The organism is Intrasporangium zincisolvens (assembly GCF_034724055.1).
Classification (GTDB): domain Bacteria; phylum Actinomycetota; class Actinomycetes; order Actinomycetales; family Dermatophilaceae; genus Monashia; species Monashia zincisolvens.
The window spans coordinates 111,074-134,817 of record NZ_JAWIIL010000009.1; the positions used below are offsets into that span (position 1 = coordinate 111,074).

Genomic DNA, 23,744 nt, shown 5'->3' on the forward strand with positions numbered 1-23,744 from the left:
GAGCCTCGGCAGACGAGCGGCACTGGTGCGCAGCTCACCCGGCGCGACCGTGCCACCCGTGAGCCAGCGCGTCCCCGGAGCCGCGACGTTCACGGTTGGCTCACCGCCTCGACGCCGTCCTCGGCCGGGCGCACCCTCCCGAGGCTCTCATCTGTCGCGTCACACCCGACCATCATGGCGAAGGGCAGGGCGAGACCGGCTTCGCGGACCAGGTCGCCCGTGGTGCTCAGCAGCTCGGCGGTCGAGGCCCCGGCCGACACGAGCGGGACCACCTGGTCGACCCAGGTGCCGAGGTGGTCCACGTCGATGCCCGGGTCGACCTCGAGCAGGACGAGCACGGTGTGCGCCGACTCCCAGGCGGTCTGCCACGAGCTGCCGTGCACGTCGACCAGACCGGCCGACGTCCCTCCCCCGGGTCCGGTCGCGAGCTCCGGGATGCCGCCGGGCCTCAGGACGACCGACATGCTGCCACCCGGACCGTCCCCCTCCGCCATCGCTGACCCGCCCGTCCGCTCGCCTGCACGGCCGGCCAGCACACCCTCCTTGCTGAGGTCGACGACCAGGACCGCGGTACCCCGCTCGCGCAGGCGGGTGGCGGCGGCGTCGACGACGTCGGCGGCGGCCCGGACATTGCCGATCGCGGCGAGCGCGACACCGTCGCAGGGGCCCGAGACCGGCCCGGGCCCGACCAGCGTCTCGGCTCGTGCCGACGTCATGGCCAGCACCCGCGAGCCGTTCGGCTCGGAGGCCACGGCACCCGCCCGTCGGCCGTTGGTGCCGGTCGCCTCCGAAGCCGTGGCCGGCACGGGCGCGGTCGGCGTCGGGACGGCGAGCGCGGGTTCGAGGGCCGACTGCAGGCCGTGAGCCAGGGTGCCGAGGTCGTTGCCCCGCCACCGTCCACGGATCGGGAGCACCCGACCCAGCGGGCCGGGTCCGCCGCGTCTCGGTCCGGTCGACCGCACGCTGAAGCGCACGGGCGACCCGAGGGCGACCCCCACGTCCTGCCGCCGACGGAGCCGTTCCGTGACGAGGGCCCGGAAGATGACGAAGACCGCCCCCAGCGCGGCACCCACCGTCATGCCGGAGGCCACGGCCAGCACCACCGCACGCTTCGTCGACGACGCGTCCGCGTGCACCGGGTCGATGACGTGCGTCGACTCGACGGCCGCGTCGGTGTCCAGCGTGGCGCTGTCGCTCGCCGCCTGCCAGTCGGCGATCTGCTTGTTGAGGTCGGTGCGTCGGGCGAGCGCGTCGAAGGCGCTGCTCTGGGCGGAGGGGCCCTGGGCGGTCAGCTGCTCGAACTGCTTCGTCAGCGCCGTGACCTCGCGCTGCGCCGCGGCGACACGGGTCGCGTACTGCGCGCGCATCCCGCTCGTCAGGGACCTGAGCTGCGTGGTCCGGAAGTCGAGGTACTGACGCACCAACGCGTCGGCCCGCGCCGCCGCGGAGGCATCATCCGGCCCCGCCACGGCGATGGTGAGCACCTCGTTGGTGACCGCTTCGGCGCTGATCCCGGCGCGGAAGGCCTCTGGTGTCATGCCGATGCCGAGGGCTTGCACTGCGCGCTGCGACACCTCTCGGGTGTTCAGCAGGCTCACGTCCATCGCGATGCCCTGGGGCCCGTCGATGCTGGCCGGGTGTGCCATGAGGAGGGTGACCTTCGCCGTGCTGCCCGGAGGCACCAGCACGACGGCAGCGAGGCCGAGCACGGCCCCCAGGGCGGTGAGCCCGACCCAGACCCGCCACCGCCGCCGCATCGCCGTGCGCAGGTAGTTCCAGGTGCTGAGCACCGGCCGGGGCGCCTCGGTCAGCTCGACCTCGCGCTCCTCACCGATGGTCCACGAGAGGTCGATCATCCCTGCCTCCGACGCGCGGCCGACCCCGGCGGGTCGTCGTCGTGGTCGACGGGTCCGGTCATGAGCGAGGGCAACGGGGCCAGCAGGGCTCGCTGGGTGGGCAGCAGGCGTCCGGTGGTGCGGTCGAGCGGGTCGGGGTTCGCGACGACGATCCCGCGCAGCGGCACCCCCGCGTCGTCGGCGGCGAGGGCCACCCTGGCGAGGTCCTCGCCGGTGGCGGCTCCGGAGGACACCGCGAGCAGGGCGACGGCGTGCTCGCCCGGCGCGAGCTGGATCCCGGGCTGCTGGCGGCTCACGGTCAGGGTCTGCACCACGAGGTCCCCTCGCGTCGGTGCATCGGAGCCACTGTCCACGAAGAGGCCGGGCCGCAGCTCGTCGTCGCCGCCGACCCGGGAGCACGCCGCCCGGAGCGAGCTCGTGGACTCCTGTGACTTCGACCCGACGACCAGCTGGGTGCGGACGCCGGTCGCCGCCGCGAACGAGGCCAGCTGGGCCGCGAACGTCAGCGCGGCCTGGTCGCCGGAGAGCGTCAGCACGACGATCCGCCGCGTCCGCGTCGCGGCGCCGGGCAGCGGCTCGGGGACGCCTGAGGCGAAGCGCCGCATCACCTGGCGCAGCGCCCAGGCCTCCGTGCTCTCGGGGTCGTAGCCGCGCAGGAGGCTGACCCATCCCGCGACGGAGCGAGGCGGCCGGCTCGCGAGCGAGGCGACGACGGGGACCCCGATGCTGTCCGCGATCTGGTCCCTCGAGCGCAAGGCCTTCTCCCTGCGTCCGCGCAGGATCATCAGAGCCGCCACCACGGCGAAGGCCAGGGCGGCGCCGGCGCCGACGAACGTGGCCCCACGGGCGATGGGCGACAGGGTCCGGGCCGGTGACGCGGGGCCGACCAGACGGGGCCCGGTCGCCGGAGCGGTGTCGGTCGTGGTCTGGCTTGCCAGCTGCCTGTCGATCGCGTCGATCTGGAGCACGAGGTCGGCCTGGCGCGCAGTCAGCTGGGCGAGTGCGACGGCATCGGTCTTGCCCGGGGCCGAGGAGGCCCCTTCGGCACGCAGACGGCTCGTCGTCCGGGCCAGCTGGTCCTGCACGGCGGCGAGACTTCCGGCCAGCGTGGACCTGCGCTTGTCGATCGATGCGCGTTCGTCCTTGGCGGGAGGGGTCGCGATCTCCTGGAGGTAGTCGACGTCCGCGTTGGCCACCGCCGTCGCGAGCTGCTCGGCCTCCGCGGCCGTGGCCCCGCGTGCCGTGATCGTGAGGACGTCGTCGGTGGGAGCCTCGACCGTGACCAGGTCGGCGACCTGTGACGCGGTGGGACGGCTCCGCGTCAGCTTCCCCGCCCGCGCGAACACCGTCTCGCTGGAAGCGATCTCGGCCTGCGTCTCGATCGCGTGGGCGGTCGCCTGAGCCGCCGTGCTCGCCGACGTGGCCGGGAACAGCACCATGGTGGTGCTGCTGTAGACCGGCGGAAGGGTCTGGAACGCCGCGCCGCCGGCCAGGCCACCGAGGGCGGACGCGGCAACCAGCAGGCCGGTGTGCCGTCGCAGGATGGCCCACACCGACCGGAGGTCGACGATCTGCTCGCTCACTGCCTTCCCCCCGGAAGCTCGAGAACCTGCGTCAAAGTTATCTCCGGGACCTCGGGCACCACCGCGGTTTGCGGTTTCGGGCCGGGGTGCTTCGACAGTGCCTGCAGCCGCAGGGTCGTGCAGAGGGTGAGGCTGCCGGTCCACTCCGCACCGCCGACGAGCGCCGTGCTGGGCTCACGCTCTCCGAACCGCGGCGAGTACCAGCCGAGGATCGGGTCGGTCTCACCGCGGTGCGCGGTCCAGCGCAGCTGGGGCGGGAGCTCGACGACGGCCTCTCGTGGGCCGTGGTCGCCGGCCCACGACAGGTGCGCCGAGCAGCCGTCGAGCGTCGCAGACACCTCCGGACCGAGGTGCCAGAACAGCCGTGCGGTGTGACGTGACGACCCGACGAGGGTGTCGACGACCTGCAGGTCGCCGGTGTCGGGGTCGAGGGTGACGCGTCTCGTGTGCCGAAGAACCGGGTCCAGACGCGCGTAACCGGTGTGGTGGGCGGCCCACGTCTGTCGAGTCGCGCCGTCGGATCGTCGACGCTCCCCCTGGGACACGCCCGCACCCCCGTGGACCGCCCCGGGGACCGGCTCCGCCACCGCGTCGGTGTGCGTGCGCCAGAGGAACGGCCCGCCCTCGATGGACTGGCTCGCCCCGTCGATCTCGACGGTGTTGTGCGCCCGCGTCGACCGGAAGTAGCTCCGCCACTCGGGTTCGCCGTGGTAGCAGTAGGTTCCGGGATCGGCGAAGAGGTCGACCGAGCCGTGCCGCACCTCCAGCGAGAGGGCATCGGCGTGCGCATGGGCGGCGATCGACAGGAAGCCGTGCGGACCGCCGTCGCACCGGCACCACAGCGAGGGCTCGCCGGGACGGCGCTGCGTCCGCAGGATCCGGATGCCCGCGTCCGTGAAGGCGGCGGGCGCCGTCGCAGGACGGTCGGGCGTCGCGGCCGGCCTGGTCACCGCCGCGACGAGGTGGCCGGTGACTCCGGCGCCGACCTGCGGCCACCACGCGAGCGGGCCGAAGACGGCTGCGCCGGCGTCGAGCAGGGTCATCCACGGGTCGACGTCCGGCGCCTCGACCACCAGGCCACGTCCCTCGTCCCCGTCGCCCTGCCGCGGTGCGCGACCGGCGTCGTCGAGGAGGGCCGCCGCGGCGTCGAGCGAGGCGACGAGCAGCCGACGCGTCGGGTCCGGCAGGGGGTGACCGGCCCGGTCGCCCTCTGCCAGCGCGACCAGGCCGAGCTCGGTGACGAAGCGGTGGTAGTCGGTCGCCAGCTCGCGGTTGACCCCACTGGCGAAGGTGTTGCGGCTCAGCGCCGTCACCAGCTCACGGGTGGCCTGCGCACGCCAACGGTCGCTCGACGCGTACCAGGGGAAGGCGCAGGCGGCGGAGAACCGGCCGCAGGCCTCGGCGACGACGTGGTTGTTGGCAGAGGAGCCGCGGCTGCGGAACGCCGCGAGGTACTCCTGGTGCCAGGCGATCTGCCGCAACGCCAGCTCGTTGTCGTCGAACAGGTCGGAGACGCCCGCCCAGCCGTCGAGGAGGCGACGGACCCAGACCCAGCTGACCAGCCTGACGCCGAGCTCGATGCCGCTCGTCCAGTGCACCCCGGAGAGGTACGGGTTGGCGCTCCACCAGGAGCGCAGCTGCGCGTCCACCACTGCGGCGTAACGCTCGTCGCCCGTCAGCCACCAGGCACCCGCGAGGAGGGTGAGGTGGTGGTGCCGGGAGAGCTCCCACACCGCCTTGACGTTGCCGGTCACCCGCTCGTCGCGGTGGTCGACCGCGAAGGCGAGCGGCGTCTGCGGGGCGCGGCGACCGGTGACGGGGTCGAGGAACCAGTCGGGGTCGACGATGTCGGGGCGCGGGGAACCGAGGACGGTCCAGTCCCCGGCCAGCAGCCGGTCGGCGGCCGCGACCAGCGCGTCCCTCGCCTCAGTGGGGACCGCCTCGGCGACGCCGTCGGGCAGGACCGAGGCGAACCGGCGCTCGTGCAGGAGCCCTCGTACCGGGCCGTGGAGGTCCGAGAGGTCAGCGGGCGTCACCTGGCGGCGGCTCCACACCAGGTGGCGGGCGTGATCGCCCACCCGCGAGGCGATCTCACTCGGCGGCATGCCCCTCAGCCGGTGGAGGTACCACTCCAGAGGCCGGCTCACAGGACGACCGGCCCCTTCAGAGCAAGGCTTCTGTCGACGGCCATGGTCGCCCGGGTCGTCGCGACGAGGGAGTCGAGGCCGATGGGCATCGGCCCTCCGGTGCGGACGGCCTCCACGAAGGCGGCCAGCTCGGCCCGCTGCCCCTTGTCCTGTCCCGCCAGCGACCGCTTCACGGACCTGCCGGAACGGCTCCACACGGTGGCCCGCGTGAAGTTGTCGAGCCGGGCGTTGCGTCCGCTCCCGGTGACGTCCAGCGTCTCCTTGGGGAAGCGGCTGTCGCCGTCGGTGTCGTAGGCGATCGTCGCGAGGGACCCGTCGTCGTAGCGCAGCAGGGCCTCGAGGTTGAGGCCGTCGGAGGTCTGGTGAGCCACGACCTCGACGGGCGAGCCACCGATCCAGGCGCTGAGCGTGTCGATGAAGTGGCCGCCCTCGCCGAGGAAGCGTGACCCTTCGAGCTGTTCGTCGAGGTACCAGCTCGAGGCATCGAGACGACCGGCGTTGACGAGGTAGCGGATGCTCATCGGCCCCCTGGGGGTGCCGAACCGGCGTCGCATGTCGCAGAACAGCGGGGCGAAGCGGCGGTTGAAGCCGACCATCACACGGTCGTTGCCGGTCCTGGCCACCACGTCGAGCACGCGGTCGACCTCCGACTCCGTCAGGGCGAGTGGTTTCTCGACGAAGACGGCCTTGCCGGCCTCGAGGGCCCGGCACACGAAGGCTGCGTGGGAGTGGTGGCGCGTCACGACGAACACGGCGTCGACGGCGGGGTCGCCGAGCACTGCGTCAGCGTCGGTCGCCAGGTCCTGGAACCCGAACTTGCGCTGGGCGTTGACGGCCGAGAGCGAGCGCGTCGTCGCGACCCTCGCCAGGGTGACACCGGGGTCCTTGACCAGGTGGGGCAGCAGCATCGAGGTGGCGTAGCTTCCGGCACCGATGAAGCCGAGCCGGACGCGGGCGGGCGAGCCGGTGCCGTCGGCCGCTGGGCGAGCCGGGACCCGGGGGACGGCCCTGACCGACCGGACCGGCGTCGCCGTGTGGGGCCGACCGTTCGAGGACCCGTTGCGGGTCGGCTCGTGCGCCGTCGGCTGCTCGTGGCCCCCGGTCGACCCGGTGGCCGCAGGGACCTCCACGGACGTCACGTCCTCCGGGTCCGGGTACTCGAAGAGGAAGCCGATGCCCCGCAGCGAGCCGTCCCGCAGGCCGGTGTAGACGTGCGCCGCCTCGCCGATCGGGTGGACGCCGGACACCAGCGGGCCGACGTCGACCGCCCCCCTGGCGACGAGATCGAGGAAGCTGCCGAGGTTGCGCCGTTCGGTCCATCTCACGTAGGCGGGCGGGTAGTCGACGCCGTCCAGCTCGTAGCGGTCGTCGTAGCGCCCGGGACCGTAGGACCGCGAGAAGCGGACATCGATCTCCTTCTCGTAGAAGGCGTTCCAGGGCAGGTCGAGCCGCGTCTTGCCGATGTCGACGACGCGGCCCCGGTCCCTCGACAGACGGACCGCGAGCTCGACCGGTCCGTTGGTGTCGCCCCCGGCGGCCAGGTAGACCTGGTCGGCCCCGAGCCCGTTCGTGGTGGTCCGCAGCACCTGCTCGACGTAGTCCGTGCCGTCGGCGTCCGGGCCCCCGCAGGCCAGGGCACCGGCCTGCTCGGCGAGACGGCAGCGCTCCGGCACGGTGTCGATGCCGACCACGCGCAGGCCGGCGGCCAGCAGGAGCCGCACCACGAGCTGCCCCACGAGGCCGAGGCCGATGACGCACGCGGTCTCCCCCAGCTGCGGCTCCCCACGACGCACGCCCTGCATCGCGATCGCCCCGACCGTCGCGAAGGCTGCGTGCTCGCCGGCAACGCCCTGCGGCACGGGTACGCACAGGTTGGTCGGCACCCAGTTCAGCTCCGCGTGAAGGGCGAACTCGTTGCCCGCGGCCGCGACGAGGTCGCCGACGGCGAACTCCTCCGCCCCGGCGCCCACCTCGACGACGACGCCGCAGAGGGAGTAGCCGAGCGGCGTGTAGCTGTCGAGGGTCGAGGTCACCTTCTTGTACGTGGCGACCGGGCCCTGCTGGGCGACGGAGTCGAGCACCTTCCTGACCTGGTCGGGACGGGCTCGTGCCTTGCCGACCAGCGACAGGCGCGCCTCGGTCACCTTCATCAGCTCGGTCCCCGTCGAGATGAGGGAGTACAGCGTGCGCACGAGCACCCCACCCGGCTTGCAGGCGGGCACGGGCGCGTCGAGCACGACGAGCTCACCCGAGCGGTAGTTCTGGGCAACCTGCTTCATCTCATTCCCCCACGAAATCGTCTGGTACTGCTGTCATTCGGCGCCCACCCCGGAGGCGCGGGCGTTGCGGTACCACAGCTCGAGCGTCAGCAGCTGCCACACCTGCTTGGCCTCGTCGCGACGCCCCGTCCGCTGGTCCTCGACGAGCCGGCGCAGGGGTTCACGGCGGAGGAACCCCGACCCGACCAGCTCTCCCCCGACCAGCACGTCGTCGACGAGCTCACGCAGGTCCTTGGCCACCCAGGCCCGCAGCGGCGCACCGAAGCTGGCCTTCGGCCGGTCGACGATCTCCCGGGGGAGCCACTCCCGGGCGACGTCCCGCAGCGCCGCCTTCTGCACGCGCCCGCGGATCCGGTCCGAGGCCGGCAGCGAGAACGCAGCGCCGAAGACGACGGGATCCACGAAGGGGACGCGCACCTCCGTCGAGGCCGCCATGCTCGCCCGGTCGGTGTAAGTGAGGTTGAGGCCGGCCATGAAGAGCCGGGAGTCGGCCAGGCACATCCGGCTCACCATGTCGTCCAGCTCGTTGTCCTCGTAGACGGCACGGTGTCGCTCGAGGACGTCGGCCACGTCGCCCGCAAGTCCCGGGTCGAGCAGCCCCGCGAGCTCGTCGCCGTCGTAGAGGGTGTAGCTGCGCCGGAAGGCCTCCTGCTCGGGCAGCCCGGCGAAGGTCACGAACCGCTGGGCCCACCGCACCGTGCGCAGCCCGCGCCCGCCGACGGACACCGGCAACGCCTCCACCGCGGGGGCCACGACACGGGAGCGCAGCAGGTCCGGCAGGCGTCGGTAGCGAGCCGCCAGGAGCATCGCGTAGTGCTTGCGGTAGCCCCCGAACAGCTCGTCCGCGCCCATCCCCGACAGGAGCACCTTGACGCCCTGGCTGCGTGCCGCCTCGCACATGAGCACGGTGTTGATCGCGGCCGGGTCGCCGATCGGCTCGTCGAGCACGTCGACCATCCGCGGGAGCATCTGCGCCACGTCGGGGTGCAGCTCGATCTCGTGCAGCCGCATCCCGAGTCGCCTGGCCAGCAGGCGGGCGTAGGGAGCGTCGTCCGGCATGGCCTCGAGCCGCTGGTCCTCGGGCCGGACGGCGATGGTGTAGGCCTCGATGGACGGGTCCCGGCGGTGGGCCAGTGCCGCGATCAGGCTGGAGTCGAGTCCGCCGCTGAGGAAGCACGCGACGGGCACGTCGGACACGAGATGCGCCTCGACCGACTCGGTGAGCACCTGCCGCAGGTCGGCCCGAGGTCCGTTCGCGGCCCGGGCGGCCTCGTCCCGCGCACTCCAGTAGGTGCCCGAGGCGACCGTGCCGTCCCGGTCGTAGCTCAGCCACGAGCCGGGCGGCAGCTTGCGCACCTCCCGCAGCGCGTCGTACTCCTGCGGCAGCCAGTAGTAGAGGGCGGAGGCGACCATCGCGGCGGGGTTGACCGACAGCTCTGCGCCGACCGCCGTCATGATCGCCTTGAGCTCGGAGGCGAAGAGAACGCCTTCGCCCCTGCGCATGACGTAGAGCGGTTTGATCCCGAGCGGATCACGCGCCAGCGCAAGGGACCCCACGCGCTCGTCGTGGATCGCGAAGGCGAACATGCCTCGGAGCCGCGGCAGGGAGGCAGGGCCCCAGGCCCGCCACGCCTCGAGGACGACCTCGGTGTCGGACCGAGTGACGAAGCGGACGCCGCGGCCCTGCAGCTCGCGACGCAGGTCCTCGTGGTTGTAGATCTCGCCGTTGTAGGCCAGCGTCAGCCCGTCCTTGGTGAACGGCTGGTCCGCGGCCTCGGAGAGGTCGATGATCGAGAGCCGCCGGTGTCCCAGTACGACTGCCGTGTCCGGGGTGACGAGCTCCAGCACGCCACCCGCATCCGGGCCCCGGTGGCCCAGACGCTCGACCATCGTCGTGACGACGGCCTTGCCGTCGGACTGCTGGAAGGCGCCGGCGATGCCACACACGTCAGGCTCCCGTGGCCGATGGACGCGCGACGGCGTCCGGCTGCACAGTGCGGTCCACGACGGCGGGCTCCACGCGCGTCCGCCCGACCAGCGCGTCGAAGACGGCCCGGTAGCCGACCTGCTGGTGCGACCAGGCGAGGTGCTCCTCGACGCGGCGGCGGCCCAGCTGCCCCATCCGCGCCCGCGCTTCGGGGTCGTCGAGCAGCTCGACGACCGTGCGGGCGAAGTCCTCCACCGAGTTGGGCGTCGCGTAGCGCGCCGCCTCTCCCGCCGACACCTTCGTCTCGCGGAGGTCGAAGGCCACGACCGGGAGCTCGAAGGCCATGTACTCCATCGTCTTGTTCATCGTGCTGACGTCGTTCAACGGGTTGAGCGGGTCGGGGCACAGGCCGAGGTCGGCCGTGGACAGGACCTCGGCCATGACCTCGTCGGAGACGCGACCGGGCATGTCGACGTACTCGCCGAGACCGAGCCGGTCGCGTTCGGCCAGGAGGCTGGGGCGCATGTCGCCCGAGCCCATGAGGCAGAAGGTGACATCGCGTCGACCCAGGCCGTTCACGACGACGTCGGCTGCCCGCAGGGCGATGTCGACGCCGTCCTGCGGCCCCATGACGCCGAGGTAGGCCACGAGGTGTCGACGACCTCGGCGCAGCTCGGGGCGCGGCTCCCGGCGCTTGAGCCGCTCGGGGTCCGGCCCGGTGCGCACGACGGTGACCTCGTCCGGGGACTTGCCTCCGCGGGTGAGCGCGACCTCCGCGTACGAGGAGTTCGTCGAGGTGACACGGTCGGCGGCCCGGAACGTCTGCCGCTCGAGGAAGAGCAGCCCACGGTGGAGCAGGCCCGGCCCGTCGGGGAACCGCGACCGGAACAGCTCCGGGCACAGGTCGTGGTGGTCGAAGACGAACCGGGTGCCGTCGCGCAGCCTGAGCCACCGGGCCAGGGGCCAGAAGATGTCCGGCGGGTTGCACGCCTGCACGACGTCGAAGCGGCCGTTCCGCCGCTCCCGGAGCGCCAGGCGCGCCGTCGCCTGGAAGGAGTGGCCGTACTCGAGGAGGTAGCTGAGGGATGACCCGCCGGGGGCGTAGGCCGGGTAGGCGACGATCCGCACGCCGTCCACCACCTGCTCGGCCACCGTGCCCTCGCCCGTCGGACACACGACGGTGACGTCGTAGCCCGCCCTGGTGAGCGTCCGGCACTCCAGCCACACCCGCCGGTCGAACGGCACCGGGAGGTTCTGCACGATGACGAGGACGCGAGGACGGCGTCGCGCCTCCGACGGACGGCTCCTCACCAGCTGACTCCCTCGTACCCCGGCAGATGCTCGACCTGGTCGCCGAGCCGGCCGCTCATGTCGAGGACGACCTGCGGCGGGTGCGCCAGCAGGGCCGTCAGCGTGCCGGGGTCGGTCGAGGTCACGATGGCGATCTCGGCCGTGCTGAGCGCGTCGTCGGGCGAGGCCGCGAGCAACCGGTTGACGTGCGTGAGCCGGCTCTGCAGGTGTCGCAGGTTCGCTCCCACGAGCAGGTCGGGATTGACGATCGGGTCGAAGATCCGCACCTCGAGTCCCTTGCCCACGAAGCGTTCTGCGAGCTCGAGGCTGGGACTCTCGCGGACGTCGTCGGTGTCGGACTTGAAGCTGAGCCCGAGCAGACAGACGTGCCGGAGGCCCGTCGCGAGCACCCGGTCCACGACGTGCCGGATCACCAGCTCGTTGCTCGCGGTGGTCGCGCTGATCATCGGGATGTCGACGGCCGCCACGCGAGCAAGGTCCTGCAGGGCGCGCAGGTCCTTGGGCAGGCAGGAGCCCCCGAACGCGAAGCCGGGGCGCAGGTAGGCGGCCGACAGGTTGAGCTTCTCGTCCTCGCAGAAGATCTGCATGACCTGGCGGGAGTCGACCCCGAACTCGCAGAAGAGCCGGCCGACCTCGTTGGCGAAGGTGATCTTCACCGCGTGGAAGGCGTTGCACGCGTACTTGAGGGCCTCGGCGGTGGGTACGTCGACCTGGTGGATCTGCCGGTCCAGGAAGGCGAAGAGGTCCGTGAGCTCGTCTCGCGTGCGGGCGTCCTCGGTGCCCACGACGACGAACGGCGGGTCGTAGAAGTCGGCGACCCCCGAGCCCTCCCGGAGGAACTCCGGGCACATCGCCGTCCCGACCGACCAGCCGGCGGGCAGCTGCTCCGGGGCGAACAGCGGGGCCACCACCGAGTGGCCGGTCCCGGGCGGCACCGTCGAGCGGATCACGACGCTGTGGTGCCCGGACGCAGGTGGGCGGGCCGTCGTCATCGCCTCGCGCAGGTCGGCCAGGGCACGCGTCAGGAAGGTCAGGTCGGTGCCTCCCCGCGTCGTGGACGGGGTGCCGACGCAGACGAGCGTGACGTCGGCTCCGTCCAGCACCGCTGCGATCTCGGTGGCCGCCTGCAGCCGACCGCTCGCCACGCCGGCGGCGACGAGGTCGCCGATGCCGGGTTCGACCACCGGGCTCAGGCCGCGGCGGATGCCTTCGACCTTCGACTCGTCCACGTCGATCCCGACGACGTCGTGCCCCTTCGAGGCAAGTCCAGCGGCAGTGATGGTCCCGACGTAGCCGAGTCCGAGCACAATGATTCGCATTGGCGCCAGCCCTCCATCCGGCTTGAAAAGCGATCCCCCCGGATCGTGGTCCTAGTGTTAGTCGGGAATGGCGTCGAAGGTGCGGAAATGGCCGAGGTACGTGTCGTGGAAATCGCCGTGATGCCGACGGGGTGAAAATACTTCGCACGCAATTGTCATCGAATATGAATAGGTATCCCCAATTTATTCATACGGCTGTTCCGCGACCTTTGCGCGAGTCGCGACGAATGCCCGGTTCACGCTCGCTGGCGCGGTGCGGTGCGCAGGACGTGCTCGTAGAGCCGGCTGGCCGCTGCGGCTTTCGCCGGCCACACGTGACCGGCCGCCCAGCGCACCCCGGCGACGCTGCGCTCGTCCCAGTCCGGGCCGGTCAGGACCGTCCGCAGGGCGTCGGCCAGCTGCCCGGGCAGCTCGTGCGGCACGGGGGGCAGGGCCACCTTGACCGCCGCCGAGCCGACGTCGAGGTCTCCGATCCCGTGGTGGTCCAGCGCGACCGCGGGCAGCCCCCGGCCCAGCGACTCGAGGAACTGCGAACCCGAGGAGTCGCGCAGCGAGGTGAACAGGAACACGCTGGCCGAGTCGTAGAGACCCTTGATGTCGGCCCAGGGCACGCGCCCGGGCAGACTGACCTCCTCGCCCAGTCCCCACTCCTCCACGCAGGCCCTCAGCCGGTCGAGCAGCGGGCCGTCGCCGGCCATGACCAGTCGCGCGGGAACGGACCGGCGCAACGCCGCGAAGGCCTGGAGGGCGAGCAGCGGTGCCTTGCGCGGCATCATCCTGCCGACCCACAGGACGGTGGGCGTGCCGTTCGGTCGGGACCGCGGCACCCCGAGCCAGTCGCCGGGCAGCCCTTCGGCCAGCATGTACCGGACGTCCCCCGCCCCGAGGCGAAGGCAGGCGTCTGCGGTGGCGGAGTTGGTGACGAGCGTGAGCGCCGCGTTGCGAACCGTGGTGCGGCTCCGCCCGTTCGCCGCGAGGAGGGGACCCGTCAGGGCGGTCCTCAGCAGCTCCGAGGACCAGCCACCGGCGAAGTAGCCGCGGTACGCGCTGGGCGCGGTCTGTCCGCCACCGATGGGGCCGTAGACGAGCGGGGTCGGCAGCTGCCACAGCCTGCTGCCGAGATGGAGCGACCCCCAGGAGACGTGGTGGGCCACGTCGTACCGCAGTGGCCTGGTCTCGAGGTAGCGGAGGGCGGCGTCCTGCCAGCGCAGGTAGTGCTGGGTGTTCCCCAGCGTCGAGGACAGCCGGTGCACGACGGGCATCGGGGCACCCACGTGGAGGAACTCGATGTCCGGATGAGCCGCCGCCTCGATGATGTGGCTCGGCTGGGTGAGAACCGTCACCTCGTGCCCGCAGTCTGCGAGCGCCCGAGCCCAGTGCCAGCCGTTGCCGAGCTCGCTCCCCTGGTCGGGGAGGCACTGGTACGACGACAGAAGGATTCTCATGGAGCGCCCCCTGGCCACAGGTCCGACCGTGACGAGGGCGCCGGAACGCGCGCCTTGCCACGCACGGGGCGGCCCCGACGCGGCCTCGGTCAAGGCCGACCCACCCCACGATGGGGCCAGCGTAGCGGCCGGCGAAACGTGCGGGAGGCAAAAGGAAGGCCACGCCCCGGGGACCATTGGGGACATTCTCTGCTTATCTCGAACAACACCACCGCGAACCGCCGATGACCTAACGTTGGAGTCGCCGCAGCGTCGATTTCGGGCGTGGCCCTGTTCGGGCCTCGAACAGGCGCGACACGGCCATTCCGAGCAGGCCCGCAATTCGAGAGTGCGACGAGAGCCGGAGAGTCCGAGGTCATGAGCGACAGCCAACGGGATGACGCCGCACTGGGTGGCGGAGTGGCGTCGGGCGTCCTGTGGATGGCCGCCCAGAAGTGGGTGGCCCGGCTCACCGGTTTCGTCACCCTGGTGGTGCTGACGCGCGCCGTCTCACCCCAGGGCTTCGGGGTCGTCGCCGCCGCCATGGCCGTCATCCCCATGGTCTACCTGCTCGCGGACATGGGCTTCTCGACCTACCTGCTGCAGGCGGACGAGATCGACCCGCGCAGCCTGAGCACCGCGTTCTGGTCGTCGGTGGCGGCCGGGGCGGTGCTCTGCTTCGGGCTGCTGGCGGGGGCACCCCTCGTCGCCATGATGTTCCGGACCCCCGAGCTCACCCCGGTCCTGCGGATGCTGGTGCTCGCCATCGTGCCCACCGTGCTCGGCGCGGTTCCGCTGGCGCTGCTCAAGCGGGCCATGGCGTTCCGCGTCGTCGCGATCCAGGCCGCGGTCGCGGCGATGCTGGCCCAGGTCGTCGCCATCGCCATGGCACTCCTGGGCGCCGGCGTCTGGGCGCTGGTGGCCCAGGTGGTCGTCACGCAGTGGGTGATAGCCCTGATGTCGTGGCGAAGCACCCGCTGGGTTCCCTCGATGACGCTGTCCCCCAGCCTTTTCCGCGAGATGTCGGTGTTCGGCCTCCGCGTGTCGAGCGTCGACCTCGCGGCCACAGGGCGGATGTGGGCCGAGAGCTGGATCATCACCGTGACCCTGGGACCCACGGCCCTGGGCCTGCTCAACGTCGGCCAGCGTCTCGTGGGCGTCGCCCTCGACCTCAGCGCGGCGCCCCTGATCCCCGTCTCGACCGTGGTCTTCGCCCGGTTGCGCGAGTCCGCCGGCGCCCTGCGGGTGAAGTACCTCAAGGCGCTGGGCGTCGCCTATGCCGTGGTGTCACCCCTGATGATCCTCATCGTCGTCACCGCCCCGCTGTCGGTGCCCCTGCTCTTCGGGGAGCAGTGGACCGCGAGCGTCCAGCCCACGCAGGCGCTGGCGGTCGCCGGCATCATCACCTTGGGGGCGATGCTCGACCAGGGCCTGTTCTACGGGCTCGGCCGGCCGGGCACCTGGCTCGGCTACGCCCTCCTGGTCGACGGTGCGACCGTGGGAACCACGGCCGTCGCGGTGCGCTGGGGCCCGACGGGCGTCGCGGTCGGTTTCGTCGTCGTCGCCACGCTCGCCACGGTCGGCCGCTGGCTCCTCGTGGCCAGGCAGCTCGACCTGTCCCCGCGGGCCGTGGCGCGCCCCTTCCTCGTCCTCGCGCTCCCTGCGACAGTGACCATGCTGCTCGGCGTGCTCGTGCTCAGGGCCGTATCGGGTCTGGCCGCGCCGCTGCCCGCCCTGGCGATCGCCGGCACGGCCACCGTCGTCACGTACCTGGTGCTCCTGCGCGTGGTGGCGGCCACGGTCATCGGTGACGCGCTGGGAGTCATGCCCGTGCCGGCGAGGTACGCCGAGAGGGTGGAGAGGCTGCTGCGGCTCGCTCCCGCGAGCACCCGCTGACCGTCAGCCCGCGAGGCCGTCCAACGCCTCGCGAAGCGTCGCGGCGACACGCTCCTGCTGCTCCCCCGTGATGCCCGGGAAGAGCGGCAGCGACAGGATTCGCCCGGCGGCAGCCTCGCTGACCGGCAGGCTTCCGGGCCCCTGTCCGAAGGGCGCCATGGCCGGGGTCAGGTGCAGCGGCACCGGGTAGTGCACGCCGGCACCCACGCCGCGGTCCCGCAGGTGCTGCAGCACGACGTCCCGTTCCGGGACCCGGACGACGTACAGGTGCCAGACGTGCTCGTTGCCCCCGAGGGTGCTCGGCAGCCGCAGGCCGGGGACGTCGGCCAGGAGGCCGTCATACACGGCGGCCGCCTGCCGGCGCTCGGCGTTCCACTCGTGCAGCCGTCGGAGCTTGGCCCGGAGCACCACGGCCTGCAGCGTGTCGAGCCGGGAGTTGAAGCCCAGGTGCGTGTGCTCGTACTTCACCGCGCTGCCGTGGGCACCCATGAGCCGCACCTGCCCGGCCAGCTCGTCGTCGTCGGTGGTGACGGCCCCGGCGTCACCGTAGGCACCGAGGTTCTTCCCGGGATAGAAGCTCGTGCCGGCAGCCGAGCCGAACGTGCCCGCGCGCTTCCCGTGACGCGTCGCGCCCTGCGCCTGCGCGGCGTCCTCGACCACGGAGACGTGCCGGTCGGCCAGGCACGACGGGAGCTGCTCGAACGGCGCGACCTGTCCGAAGAGGTCCACCGGGACGATCGCCCGCGTCCGATCCGTGAGCGCCTTCTCGACGGCCGCGGGGTCCATCAGCAGGGCGTCGTCGTCCACGTCGACGAAGACGGGCCGCGCCCCGAGCCGAACGACGGCCTCGGCCGTCGCGATGAAGGAGTTGGCCGGCACGAGGACCTCGTCGTCCACCGAGACGCCGACGGCGCGCAGCGCCATCTCCAGCGCGTCGGTGCCGTTGGCGACGCCGATGCAGGCGCGGGCGCCGACGAAGTCGGCGTACTCCTGCTCGAAGGCGGCCACCGCCTTGCCGCCGACGTAGTCCCCGGTGTCGAGGACCTCCTCGAACCCGGCAGTCACCTCCTCGGCGATGCGTGCGTGCTGCAGCGACAGGTCGACGAGCGGGATGGTCTGCATCGGGTACCTCCTCAGCGGGACACCGTGACGGCGGTCGGGACGGTCAGGCGCTCCGGTCGGCGGTCGCTCGCAGTCATGCGCTCTGCGCCAGTCCCGCGGCCCGCCGGACGGCCCCGACCACGACCTCTTGCTCGCGCTCCTGCATCGTGTGGAAGAGCGGCAGGATCAGGGTGCTGTCCGTCAGGCGCTCGGTCGCAGGGAGGGCGACGTGCGGGTGGCCGGCGTAGGCGGGCTGCCGGTGCGCGGCCATGATGCCCGCCCGTGCCGAGACACCGGCGGCGGCCAGGGCGGCGAGCAGCTCGTTGCGCGTCAGCGGGTAGTCGTCGTCGAGCTCGACCCAGAAGGACTGGAAGTTCGTCTCGCCCCACGCAGGGTCGCGCACGGGGCGAACACCCGGGACGTCGGCGAGCATCGCGGTGTAGCGCGCGGCGAGCTCCCGCCGCCGGTCCACCATGGCGTCCAGCTTGCCCAGCTGCACCAGCCCCACGGCGGCCTGGATGTCGGTCATGCGGTAGTTGAAGCCGACCTCGAGGTAGCTCTCGATGACGGGCTGGCTGCTGGCATGGCGCGCAGCGGCGCTCATGTTCATGCCGTGCTCGCGAAGGCGTCGGGCGCGCTCGGCGACCGAGGCGTCGGTGGTCGTGAGCATGCCTCCCTCGCCCGTCGTGAGGAGCTTGCGCGGGTGGAACGACCAGGCCGCCAGGTGCGACCCGGCACCGACCGGCGCGCCGTGGTAGCGCGAGCCCGCTGCGCAGGCGGCGTCCTCGACCAGCGCGATGCCACGGCTGTCGCACAGCCGGCGCAGCGGCTCCACGTCGGCCGGGACGCCGCCCTGGTGCACGACGATGACGGCCCTCGTCCGGTCGGTCAGCACCGGCTCGACGGTGCGAACGCTGAGGTTGCCGTCGTCCTGCTCGACGTCGGCGAACACCGGGCGCGCCCCGACGTACTGGGCGCAGTTGGCGGTCGCGACGAACGAGAAGGACGGCACGACGACCTCGTCGCCGGCTCCGACGCCGAGCAGGTGCAGCGCCAGGTGCAGCGCCGTGGTGCACGACGACACGGCGACGCCGTGCGCGGCACCCACGTGGGCTGCGAAGCGTGTCTCGAACTCGGCCACGCGCGGCCCCTGCGCGACCCAGCCGGAGCTGACCGCGTCGGCGGCCGCGCGAGCCTCCTGCTCCCCGAGCCAGGGCCTCATCACCGGGATCATGCGCGCCCGCGCTCCGCGCGCCACCAGTCGACGAGCGTCCGAAGACCCTCCTCGAGCCCGACGCTCGGCCGCCAGCCGATCTGCCGCTCCGCGGCGTCGATGGAGGCGAGCCGGCGGGTGACGCCGTTGACGGCACGCTCGGGACCGAACTCGAGGTGGAGGCTGGCCTCCATGGCGTCGAGCAGCGCCTCGGCCAGGCCCGACAGGCTCGTCTCGACGCCGGTGCCGACGTTGAGGACCACATCCGTGACGCCGGACTCGGCGGCCAGCAGGTTGGCCCTGGCGATGTCGGTGGTGAAGACGAAGTCCATCGTCTGCCGACCGTCCCCGAGGATGACCGGCGGCTCACCGGCCTCGATCCGCTCCATCCAGCGGATCAGCACCTCGGTGTAGAGCCCGTGGATGTCCATGCGCGGGCCGTAGACGTTGAAGTAGCGCAGTGCCACGTAGTCGAGCCCGTACATCGCGTGGAAGCTGCGGAGCATCCCCTCGTTGAAGACCTTGGCCGCCCCGTAGAAGGTGTCGTTGTCCCACGGAGCCGCCGCCTCTGTGGTGGGGAACTCCGACGCGAGTCCGTACACCGAGGCCGACGACGCGGCCACGACCTTGCGCACCTTGGCCTCGACCGCGGCCTCGAGCACGTTGAACGTCCCGTCGGCGAGCACCTCCAGCGCCAGTCGCGGTTCCTGCGCGCACTGGGTGATGCGGATCGCCGCCTGGTGGAACAGGACGTCGACGCCCTCGGACACGTCGCGCACCGTCGCCATGTCACGGATGTCGCCCTCGACGACCTCGACCCGTCCCGAGGCCAGGGCCTGCGCGAGGTTGTCCTTGCGGCCCCGGACGAAGTTGTCGAGCACGCGGACCTCCGCGGCTCCGGCGGCGACGAGCTGGTCGACGATCGTCGAGCCGATCGTGCCCGCCCCGCCGGTCACCAGGCAGACGCTTCCCCTGATCATTCGACCCCTCCCACGTCGACGAACGCCCCGTCCAGCCGGAAGCTGCGCTCGGCGGCCTCCAGGATGCGCATGACCCGGAGCCCGGCCGATCCGTCGGTCGCCGGGCTCCGACCCTCGGTGACGGCGGCGACGAACTCGGCGACCATCGACCGCAGCGCCTCGTGCTCGCTCAGGGCCGGGGCGACCATGTCGCCGGTCCGGTACGAGATACGGACCTGTCGCCTGTCGTCGGCTCCGAGATCCTCGAACGCCGTCCTCTCGACGCCCCGGTCGTACACGCACAGCCGTTGGCTCGGGTTGAGGTCGTCCCAGACGACGGTCCGGTGCGAGCCCCCGATGACCATCGTGCGGATCTTCACCGGGCTGAGCCAGTTGACGTGCACGTGCGCCATGGCGCCGGTCGAGAGCCTGAGCGTCAGGTAGGCGACGCAGGCGAGGCCGTGCCCGATGGGATCGGAGCCCAGGGCGGCCACCTCAACGACCGAAACACCCGGCGGCAGAAGGTAGTCCAGGATGGAGATGTCGTGCGGCGCCAGGTCCCACAGGACGTTCACGTCGGGTTGCACGAGGCCGAGGTTGATCCGCACCGAGTCGACGAACTGCACGTCGCCCACCTCACCGCTGTGCACGAGCCGCTGCAGCTCCTGCACGGCGGGCGTGTAGCAGTACGTGTGGTCGCACATCAACACGAGGCCGCGGTCCGCGGCAGCCTGCACGAGCTTCTCCGCGTCGGCGAGCGCCGACGTGAGCGGCTTCTCGACCAGGACGTGCTTGCCGGCGTCGAGAGCCGCCATCGCGAGCGGGAAGTGGGTCGCGGCCGGGGTGGCGATGGCCACCGCGTGGACGTCCGGGTCGCTGAGGACAGCGTCGTAGGAGCTCGTCGTCCTGACGGTCGAGTAGGGCCCCAGGACGCGTCGCGCCCGATCCTCGTCGAGGTCGCAGAGCCAGCGCAGATGCAGCGAAGGCGTAGCCATCGCATTCCGAACCAGGTTCGGCCCCCAGTACCCTGCCCCCACGACCGCCATCCCCATGGCTGTGGTCATGTCAAGCAGGCTAGCTCCGGATCCTTCGCCGTCAGGCGAGTTCGCGAAAACGCCCTTCAGCTCCAGATGTCGTGGTGCACGTTGAAGATGACGCGCGACCCGTGGGGGTCGATCTTGATGGGCAGCTCCCGCATGTGGGCGAGGGCCTCGCGGACGGAACGCTGCCGCTCCAGCGGACAGACGACGAGCAGGAAGCCACCTCCGCCCGCGCCGGTCACCTTGGCACCCGTGGCGCCGGCCCCGACGGCCGCGTCGACGGCCTGCTCGATCTCGCTCGTCGAGACCCCGCTCGCGAGCTCGCGTTTGGCGGCCCAGCTCTTGTTCAGCGCGATCCCCAGCGCCTCGACGTCTCCCTCGCGCAGCCCGTCCGCGGCCTGGCCGGCGAGGTCACGCAGCTGCGCGAGCTGAGGGAGCTTGTTCGCGATGTTGGCCCGCTGCTCCCCGAGGATGTCGTTCGCCTGGCGGGTCGTGCCCGTGTAGAAGAGCAGCAGCTCGTCCTGGACGCGCCGACGCCGGTCCGCGGAGAGCGCGAGCTGGTTGACGGCCACACGGTCGCCGGGCCCGAACTCCAGGTCGCAGATGCCGCCGAACGCCGCCGCGTACTGGTCCTGCTTGCCGATGGGCTTGCGGCAGCGGTCGATCTCGATCCCGCACGCGCGGTCGGCCAGCTCGTCCGCCGTGAGCTGGCGCCCCTGGTAGGTGAAGAGTGCGTGGAGCAGCCCGACCGTGACCGCCGACGAGGACCCCAGCCCCGAGCCGGCCGAGGGGATGTCGGCCAGTGTGGTGATCTCCACGCCGCCGCGAACTCCGGTCATGTGCAAGGCTTCTCGCACCAGCTCGTGCTGGAGGTCCTCGACCCGCGACACGATCTCCTTCGTCGAGTAGTTGACGTAGATGTCGTCGTCGAACCGCTGCTTCACCACGACGTACACGTACTTGTCGATGGCGGCGTTGAGCACGCGACCGCCGTGCTCCCGGTAGTAGTCCGGCAGGTCGGTGCCGCCGCCGACGAGCCCTACCCGTAGTGGCGTCTGGGTGATGATCATGACCTCGACCGGCCCTTCCTTGTCGTCGTCGGGTGCGGTCCCCGATCCCGTGCACCTCTTCGCATCCGCGACGGAGACACCGGAGTCACACCCCGCGGTACTTCCAGGACCGGCGGCGCAGCCACCACTGGCCCTTCTGGTTGACCATGAACTGCAGGTCGCGCGGACCGAGTCGGCTGCGCGTGGCCAGGGTCCGGTACAGCGCCTCGCGCCTGATGTCGGGCCAGCAGTCCTGCGCGAACTCCAGCAGCGGGCCGACGTCCTCGCCCGTCCCCTGCGAACCACCGCCCAGCAGCCGCCGGCCCAGCTCGGTCCGGCGGAACCTGCCGAGGTCGTGGACGCGCCCAGCCGCCCAGAGCGCCTCGCGGGCCAGCTGCCGGTGCACGAGCACCGACAGCCGCTCCGGGTCCTCGACGGCGTCGCCGTACCGCTCGAGGACCACCTCGAACACCGACCGCCGCTGCAAGAGGTCCATGAGCGAGGTGACCGTCGTGTGCATGTTCTCGCCGTGGAGGCGGTAGTACGCCTGGTCGACGCCCCTGATGAAGCCGACGTCGGCGTGGGCCGCCAGCCGCATGAACATCTCCATGTCGGCCGCCTTGGGAAGACCGGGGTCGTAGCCTCCGGCCCGGTGCTGCAGGGAGGTCCGCACGATGATCTCCGGCGAGGTGATCGGGTTCTCGGCCTGCCGGAAGCGTTGCAGGAGCCACTCCTGACCCGACCAGATCGACCAGCCGCGCACGCGCGTCCTGGCTGCCGGAAGCGGCTCCCCGTCCCTGACGTACAGCGCACGACCGTAGACGAAGCCGACGCCGGGGTGGGCGTCCAGCAGGTCCCTGGCCCGGGCGAGCGCGCCCGGCGTCGCACGGTCGTCCGCCGACATGAGCAGGGTGTAGTCGCCGTCCGCCCACTCCAGCAGGCCCTCGTTGAAGGTGGCGATGTTGCCGCGGTTCGTGTCGTGGACGACCACCTCGACCTCGGGACGCCGGGAGGCGATGCGCCTGGCGACCTCCGCGCTGTCGTCGGGCGACGCGTCGTCGACGATGAGAACCCGCACGTCGACCCCGGGCTGGTCGTCGGTCACGCTCCGGACCGCGGCCTCGAGGAAGTGGCCGTAGCGGTAGCAGGGGATGACGACGCTGACCGAGCTCATCGGCCACCACCGGTCCCCCGCGGGGCCGCCCACGTCGGCGCACGTTCGGACCCACCGTCATGGCCCGCTCCCGTGCCGGCGGAGCGTCCGTGCAGCGGGGCGGCCGGCACCCCGACCCACGTCTCGCCCTCGCCGACGTCGTGCAGCACGACTGCACCCATGCCGACGAGCGCACCCGCGCCCACGCTGGTGCCCTCCCTGACGGAGGCGGCCATCCCGAGGTAGGCGCCGCGGCCGACTGACACGCCGCCGCCCAGCACGACACCGGCGCAGATCGTGACGAAGTCGGCCAGGCGGTCGTCGTGGGTCAGCACGGCGTTGGGCATGCACACGACGTGGTCGCCGATGACGACGTCCGAGGTGGCCACCACACCGGCGAGCACCACGGCGCCGGCACCGACCACGGTGTCGTCGGCGAGACAGGCGTCGGGGTGCACCACCGTCGCGAAGCGGTTCGCACCGATCCCGAGCGCTCCCAGCCGGCGCACGAGCTGCTCGCGGACGGCGCCCTTTCCGGCGCAGACGAGGAAGGCTGCCTCGGTGTGCTGCCGGGCGTCATCGAGCCCGCCCAGCACCGTGAGGCCCGGGCCGACGTCGCGGCCCCAGGTCGCCGGGTCGTCGTCGAGGCAGCCCCGGACCACCCGACCCGTGGCTCGCGCCGCGGCCGCCGCCTCACGGGCGAGACCGCCGGCAGCCACGAGGACCAGGGGCTGCTGCCCGTCCGGCACGTCCCTGTTCATGTCGCCCGCTCCATCTCCACCCGCTCCGCGAGACCGTGCCACCAGGTGAGCTCCTCCCGCACGGGGTCCGACAACGCCGCAGGGGCGGGCGGGCTTCCGGTGGCGAGGAACTCGGCGACAGCCTCGATCTCCTTGTCCGCCATACCGGCCCGTTCCATGCCGAAGCGGTTGCAGCCCTGGACCCTGGCCGGTACCCCGAAGACCGTCGCGAAGGGCGGGACGTCGCGGACGATAGGTGTTCCCATGCCGACCATCGCAAGACCGCCGACGACCCGGCGTTGGTGGACGCTGACGTTGAGCCCAAGGTTCGCCCGCGCACGGACCGTCACGTGGCCCCCCAGACTGACGCCCGCCGAGAGGGTGACGCCGTCACCGACGTGGACGTCGTGGGCCACGTACACGCGGCTGAAGATCAGGCATCCGGCGCCGATCGTCGTGGGCCGGACGCTCCCGTGGTGCACGACGACGTGGTCGCGCAGGACGGTGTGGCTGCCGATGCTCACCTCGTGGTGGTCCAGATCCCCGTCCCAGGCGTCGTTCTGACGCACGGACGCGATCTCGGGAGCGCCTCCCACGTGGGCGCCTGGCCCGATGCGAACGTGGTCGCCGATGCGTGTCGGCCCGACGAGCACCGCGAACGGTCCGACCGATACGCCGACGCCGAGCTCGACGCCCGGTCCGACGAACGCGGACGTCGACACTCGGGTCGACGCGTCGGTGGACATG

At 72.1% G+C, this 23,744-nt stretch carries 17 protein-coding genes; 1 reads left to right on the forward strand and 16 read right to left on the reverse strand.

Features of this window, described 5'->3' with window-relative positions; all coding sequences use genetic code 11:
- Window positions 1-89: 89 nt before the first annotated feature.
- The 8 genes from RY076_RS19335 to RY076_RS19370 form a co-directional block, all read right to left on the reverse strand.
- Window positions 90-1,856: a YveK family protein gene (locus RY076_RS19335; protein WP_323100901.1), complete on the reverse strand. Its 1,767-nt coding sequence runs from the start codon at window positions 1,854-1,856 to the stop codon at window positions 90-92.
- Window positions 1,853-3,439, reverse strand: a complete 1,587-nt coding sequence (locus RY076_RS19340; RefSeq protein ID WP_323100903.1) for a Wzz/FepE/Etk N-terminal domain-containing protein — start codon at window positions 3,437-3,439, stop codon at window positions 1,853-1,855. The genes RY076_RS19335 and RY076_RS19340 overlap by 4 nt, the downstream gene beginning before the upstream one ends.
- Window positions 3,436-5,544, reverse strand: a complete 2,109-nt coding sequence (locus tag RY076_RS19345; protein WP_323100904.1) for an alginate lyase family protein — start codon at window positions 5,542-5,544, stop codon at window positions 3,436-3,438. Before RY076_RS19345 ends, RY076_RS19340 begins: the two co-directional genes overlap by 4 nt.
- A gap of 38 nt (window positions 5,545-5,582) precedes the next feature.
- Entirely contained in the window at window positions 5,583-7,865 is a 2,283-nt protein-coding gene (locus RY076_RS19350) for a bi-domain-containing oxidoreductase (RefSeq protein ID WP_323100905.1), read from the reverse strand.
- Window positions 7,866-7,898: 33 nt separating this feature from the next.
- On the reverse strand, window positions 7,899-9,812 hold the full coding sequence (asnB, locus tag RY076_RS19355; RefSeq protein WP_323100906.1) for an asparagine synthase (glutamine-hydrolyzing): 1,914 nt from the start codon (window positions 9,810-9,812) through the stop codon (window positions 7,899-7,901).
- Window position 9,813: 1 nt separating this feature from the next.
- Window positions 9,814-11,103, reverse strand: a complete 1,290-nt coding sequence (locus RY076_RS19360; protein ID WP_323100907.1) for a glycosyltransferase family 4 protein — start codon at window positions 11,101-11,103, stop codon at window positions 9,814-9,816.
- A complete protein-coding gene (locus tag RY076_RS19365; protein WP_323100909.1) occupies window positions 11,100-12,422 on the reverse strand; it encodes a nucleotide sugar dehydrogenase in 1,323 nt (440 codons plus the stop codon). Before RY076_RS19365 ends, RY076_RS19360 begins: the two co-directional genes overlap by 4 nt.
- 236 nt (window positions 12,423-12,658) lie before the next feature.
- Window positions 12,659-13,867 carry a glycosyltransferase family 4 protein gene (locus RY076_RS19370; protein ID WP_323100911.1) on the reverse strand — a complete coding sequence of 403 codons (1,209 nt, stop codon included), beginning with the start codon at window positions 13,865-13,867 and terminating at the stop codon, window positions 12,659-12,661.
- Window positions 13,868-14,224: 357 nt separating this feature from the next.
- On the opposite strand from RY076_RS19370, the gene RY076_RS19375 reads away from it, so the two are divergent.
- On the forward strand, window positions 14,225-15,742 hold the full coding sequence (locus RY076_RS19375; RefSeq protein ID WP_323100913.1) for a lipopolysaccharide biosynthesis protein: 1,518 nt from the start codon (window positions 14,225-14,227) through the stop codon (window positions 15,740-15,742).
- Window positions 15,743-15,745: 3 nt separating this feature from the next.
- On the opposite strand, the gene RY076_RS19380 is transcribed toward RY076_RS19375, so the two are convergent.
- From RY076_RS19380 to RY076_RS19415, 8 genes are all read right to left on the reverse strand, one after another.
- Window positions 15,746-16,864, reverse strand: a complete 1,119-nt coding sequence (locus tag RY076_RS19380) for a DegT/DnrJ/EryC1/StrS family aminotransferase (RefSeq protein WP_323100915.1) — start codon at window positions 16,862-16,864, stop codon at window positions 15,746-15,748.
- A gap of 73 nt (window positions 16,865-16,937) precedes the next feature.
- Window positions 16,938-18,065 carry a DegT/DnrJ/EryC1/StrS family aminotransferase gene (locus tag RY076_RS19385; protein ID WP_323100917.1) on the reverse strand — a complete coding sequence of 376 codons (1,128 nt, stop codon included), beginning with the start codon at window positions 18,063-18,065 and terminating at the stop codon, window positions 16,938-16,940.
- Window positions 18,066-18,073: 8 nt separating this feature from the next.
- Entirely contained in the window at window positions 18,074-19,036 is a 963-nt protein-coding gene (locus RY076_RS19390; protein WP_323100918.1) for an SDR family NAD(P)-dependent oxidoreductase, read from the reverse strand.
- A complete protein-coding gene (locus RY076_RS19395; RefSeq protein ID WP_323100919.1) occupies window positions 19,033-20,079 on the reverse strand; it encodes a Gfo/Idh/MocA family protein in 1,047 nt (348 codons plus the stop codon). The genes RY076_RS19390 and RY076_RS19395 overlap by 4 nt, the downstream gene beginning before the upstream one ends.
- A gap of 56 nt (window positions 20,080-20,135) precedes the next feature.
- A complete protein-coding gene (locus RY076_RS19400; protein WP_323100921.1) occupies window positions 20,136-21,125 on the reverse strand; it encodes a GHMP family kinase ATP-binding protein in 990 nt (329 codons plus the stop codon).
- Between the two features lie 85 nt (window positions 21,126-21,210).
- Entirely contained in the window at window positions 21,211-22,278 is a 1,068-nt protein-coding gene (locus RY076_RS19405) for a glycosyltransferase family 2 protein (RefSeq protein WP_323100923.1), read from the reverse strand.
- Window positions 22,275-23,018: a NeuD/PglB/VioB family sugar acetyltransferase gene (locus tag RY076_RS19410; protein ID WP_323100925.1), complete on the reverse strand. Its 744-nt coding sequence runs from the start codon at window positions 23,016-23,018 to the stop codon at window positions 22,275-22,277. The genes RY076_RS19405 and RY076_RS19410 overlap by 4 nt, the downstream gene beginning before the upstream one ends.
- The gene (locus RY076_RS19415) at window positions 23,015-23,743 is read right to left on the reverse strand and encodes an acyl-ACP--UDP-N- acetylglucosamine O-acyltransferase (protein ID WP_323100927.1); all 729 of its coding nucleotides are present in this window, start codon (window positions 23,741-23,743) and stop codon (window positions 23,015-23,017) included. The genes RY076_RS19410 and RY076_RS19415 overlap by 4 nt, the downstream gene beginning before the upstream one ends.
- Window position 23,744: the final 1 nt, after the last annotated feature.

What these genes read in the sequence shown, in the direction of transcription:
- RY076_RS19400 (WP_323100921.1), bottom strand. Translation starts at nt 21,125, where the DNA reads ATGATCATCACCCAGACGCCACTACGGGTAGGGCTCGTCGGCGGCGGC.
- RY076_RS19365 (WP_323100909.1), bottom strand. Translation starts at nt 12,422, where the DNA reads ATGCGAATCATTGTGCTCGGACTCGGCTACGTCGGGACCATCACTGCC.
- RY076_RS19335 (WP_323100901.1), bottom strand. Translation starts at nt 1,856, where the DNA reads ATGATCGACCTCTCGTGGACCATCGGTGAGGAGCGCGAGGTCGAGCTG.
- RY076_RS19385 (WP_323100917.1), bottom strand. Translation starts at nt 18,065, where the DNA reads ATGAGGCCCTGGCTCGGGGAGCAGGAGGCTCGCGCGGCCGCCGACGCG.
- RY076_RS19415 (WP_323100927.1), bottom strand. Translation starts at nt 23,743, where the DNA reads ATGTCCACCGACGCGTCGACCCGAGTGTCGACGTCCGCGTTCGTCGGA.
- RY076_RS19395 (WP_323100919.1), bottom strand. Translation starts at nt 20,079, where the DNA reads ATGACCACAGCCATGGGGATGGCGGTCGTGGGGGCAGGGTACTGGGGG.
- RY076_RS19370 (WP_323100911.1), bottom strand. Translation starts at nt 13,867, where the DNA reads ATGAGAATCCTTCTGTCGTCGTACCAGTGCCTCCCCGACCAGGGGAGC.
- RY076_RS19390 (WP_323100918.1), bottom strand. Translation starts at nt 19,036, where the DNA reads ATGATCAGGGGAAGCGTCTGCCTGGTGACCGGCGGGGCGGGCACGATC.
- RY076_RS19345 (WP_323100904.1), bottom strand. Translation starts at nt 5,544, where the DNA reads ATGCCGCCGAGTGAGATCGCCTCGCGGGTGGGCGATCACGCCCGCCAC.
- RY076_RS19405 (WP_323100923.1), bottom strand. Translation starts at nt 22,278, where the DNA reads ATGAGCTCGGTCAGCGTCGTCATCCCCTGCTACCGCTACGGCCACTTC.
- RY076_RS19380 (WP_323100915.1), bottom strand. Translation starts at nt 16,864, where the DNA reads ATGCAGACCATCCCGCTCGTCGACCTGTCGCTGCAGCACGCACGCATC.
- RY076_RS19410 (WP_323100925.1), bottom strand. Translation starts at nt 23,018, where the DNA reads ATGAACAGGGACGTGCCGGACGGGCAGCAGCCCCTGGTCCTCGTGGCT.
- RY076_RS19375 (WP_323100913.1), top strand. Translation starts at nt 14,225, where the DNA reads ATGAGCGACAGCCAACGGGATGACGCCGCACTGGGTGGCGGAGTGGCG.
- RY076_RS19350 (WP_323100905.1), bottom strand. Translation starts at nt 7,865, where the DNA reads ATGAAGCAGGTTGCCCAGAACTACCGCTCGGGTGAGCTCGTCGTGCTC.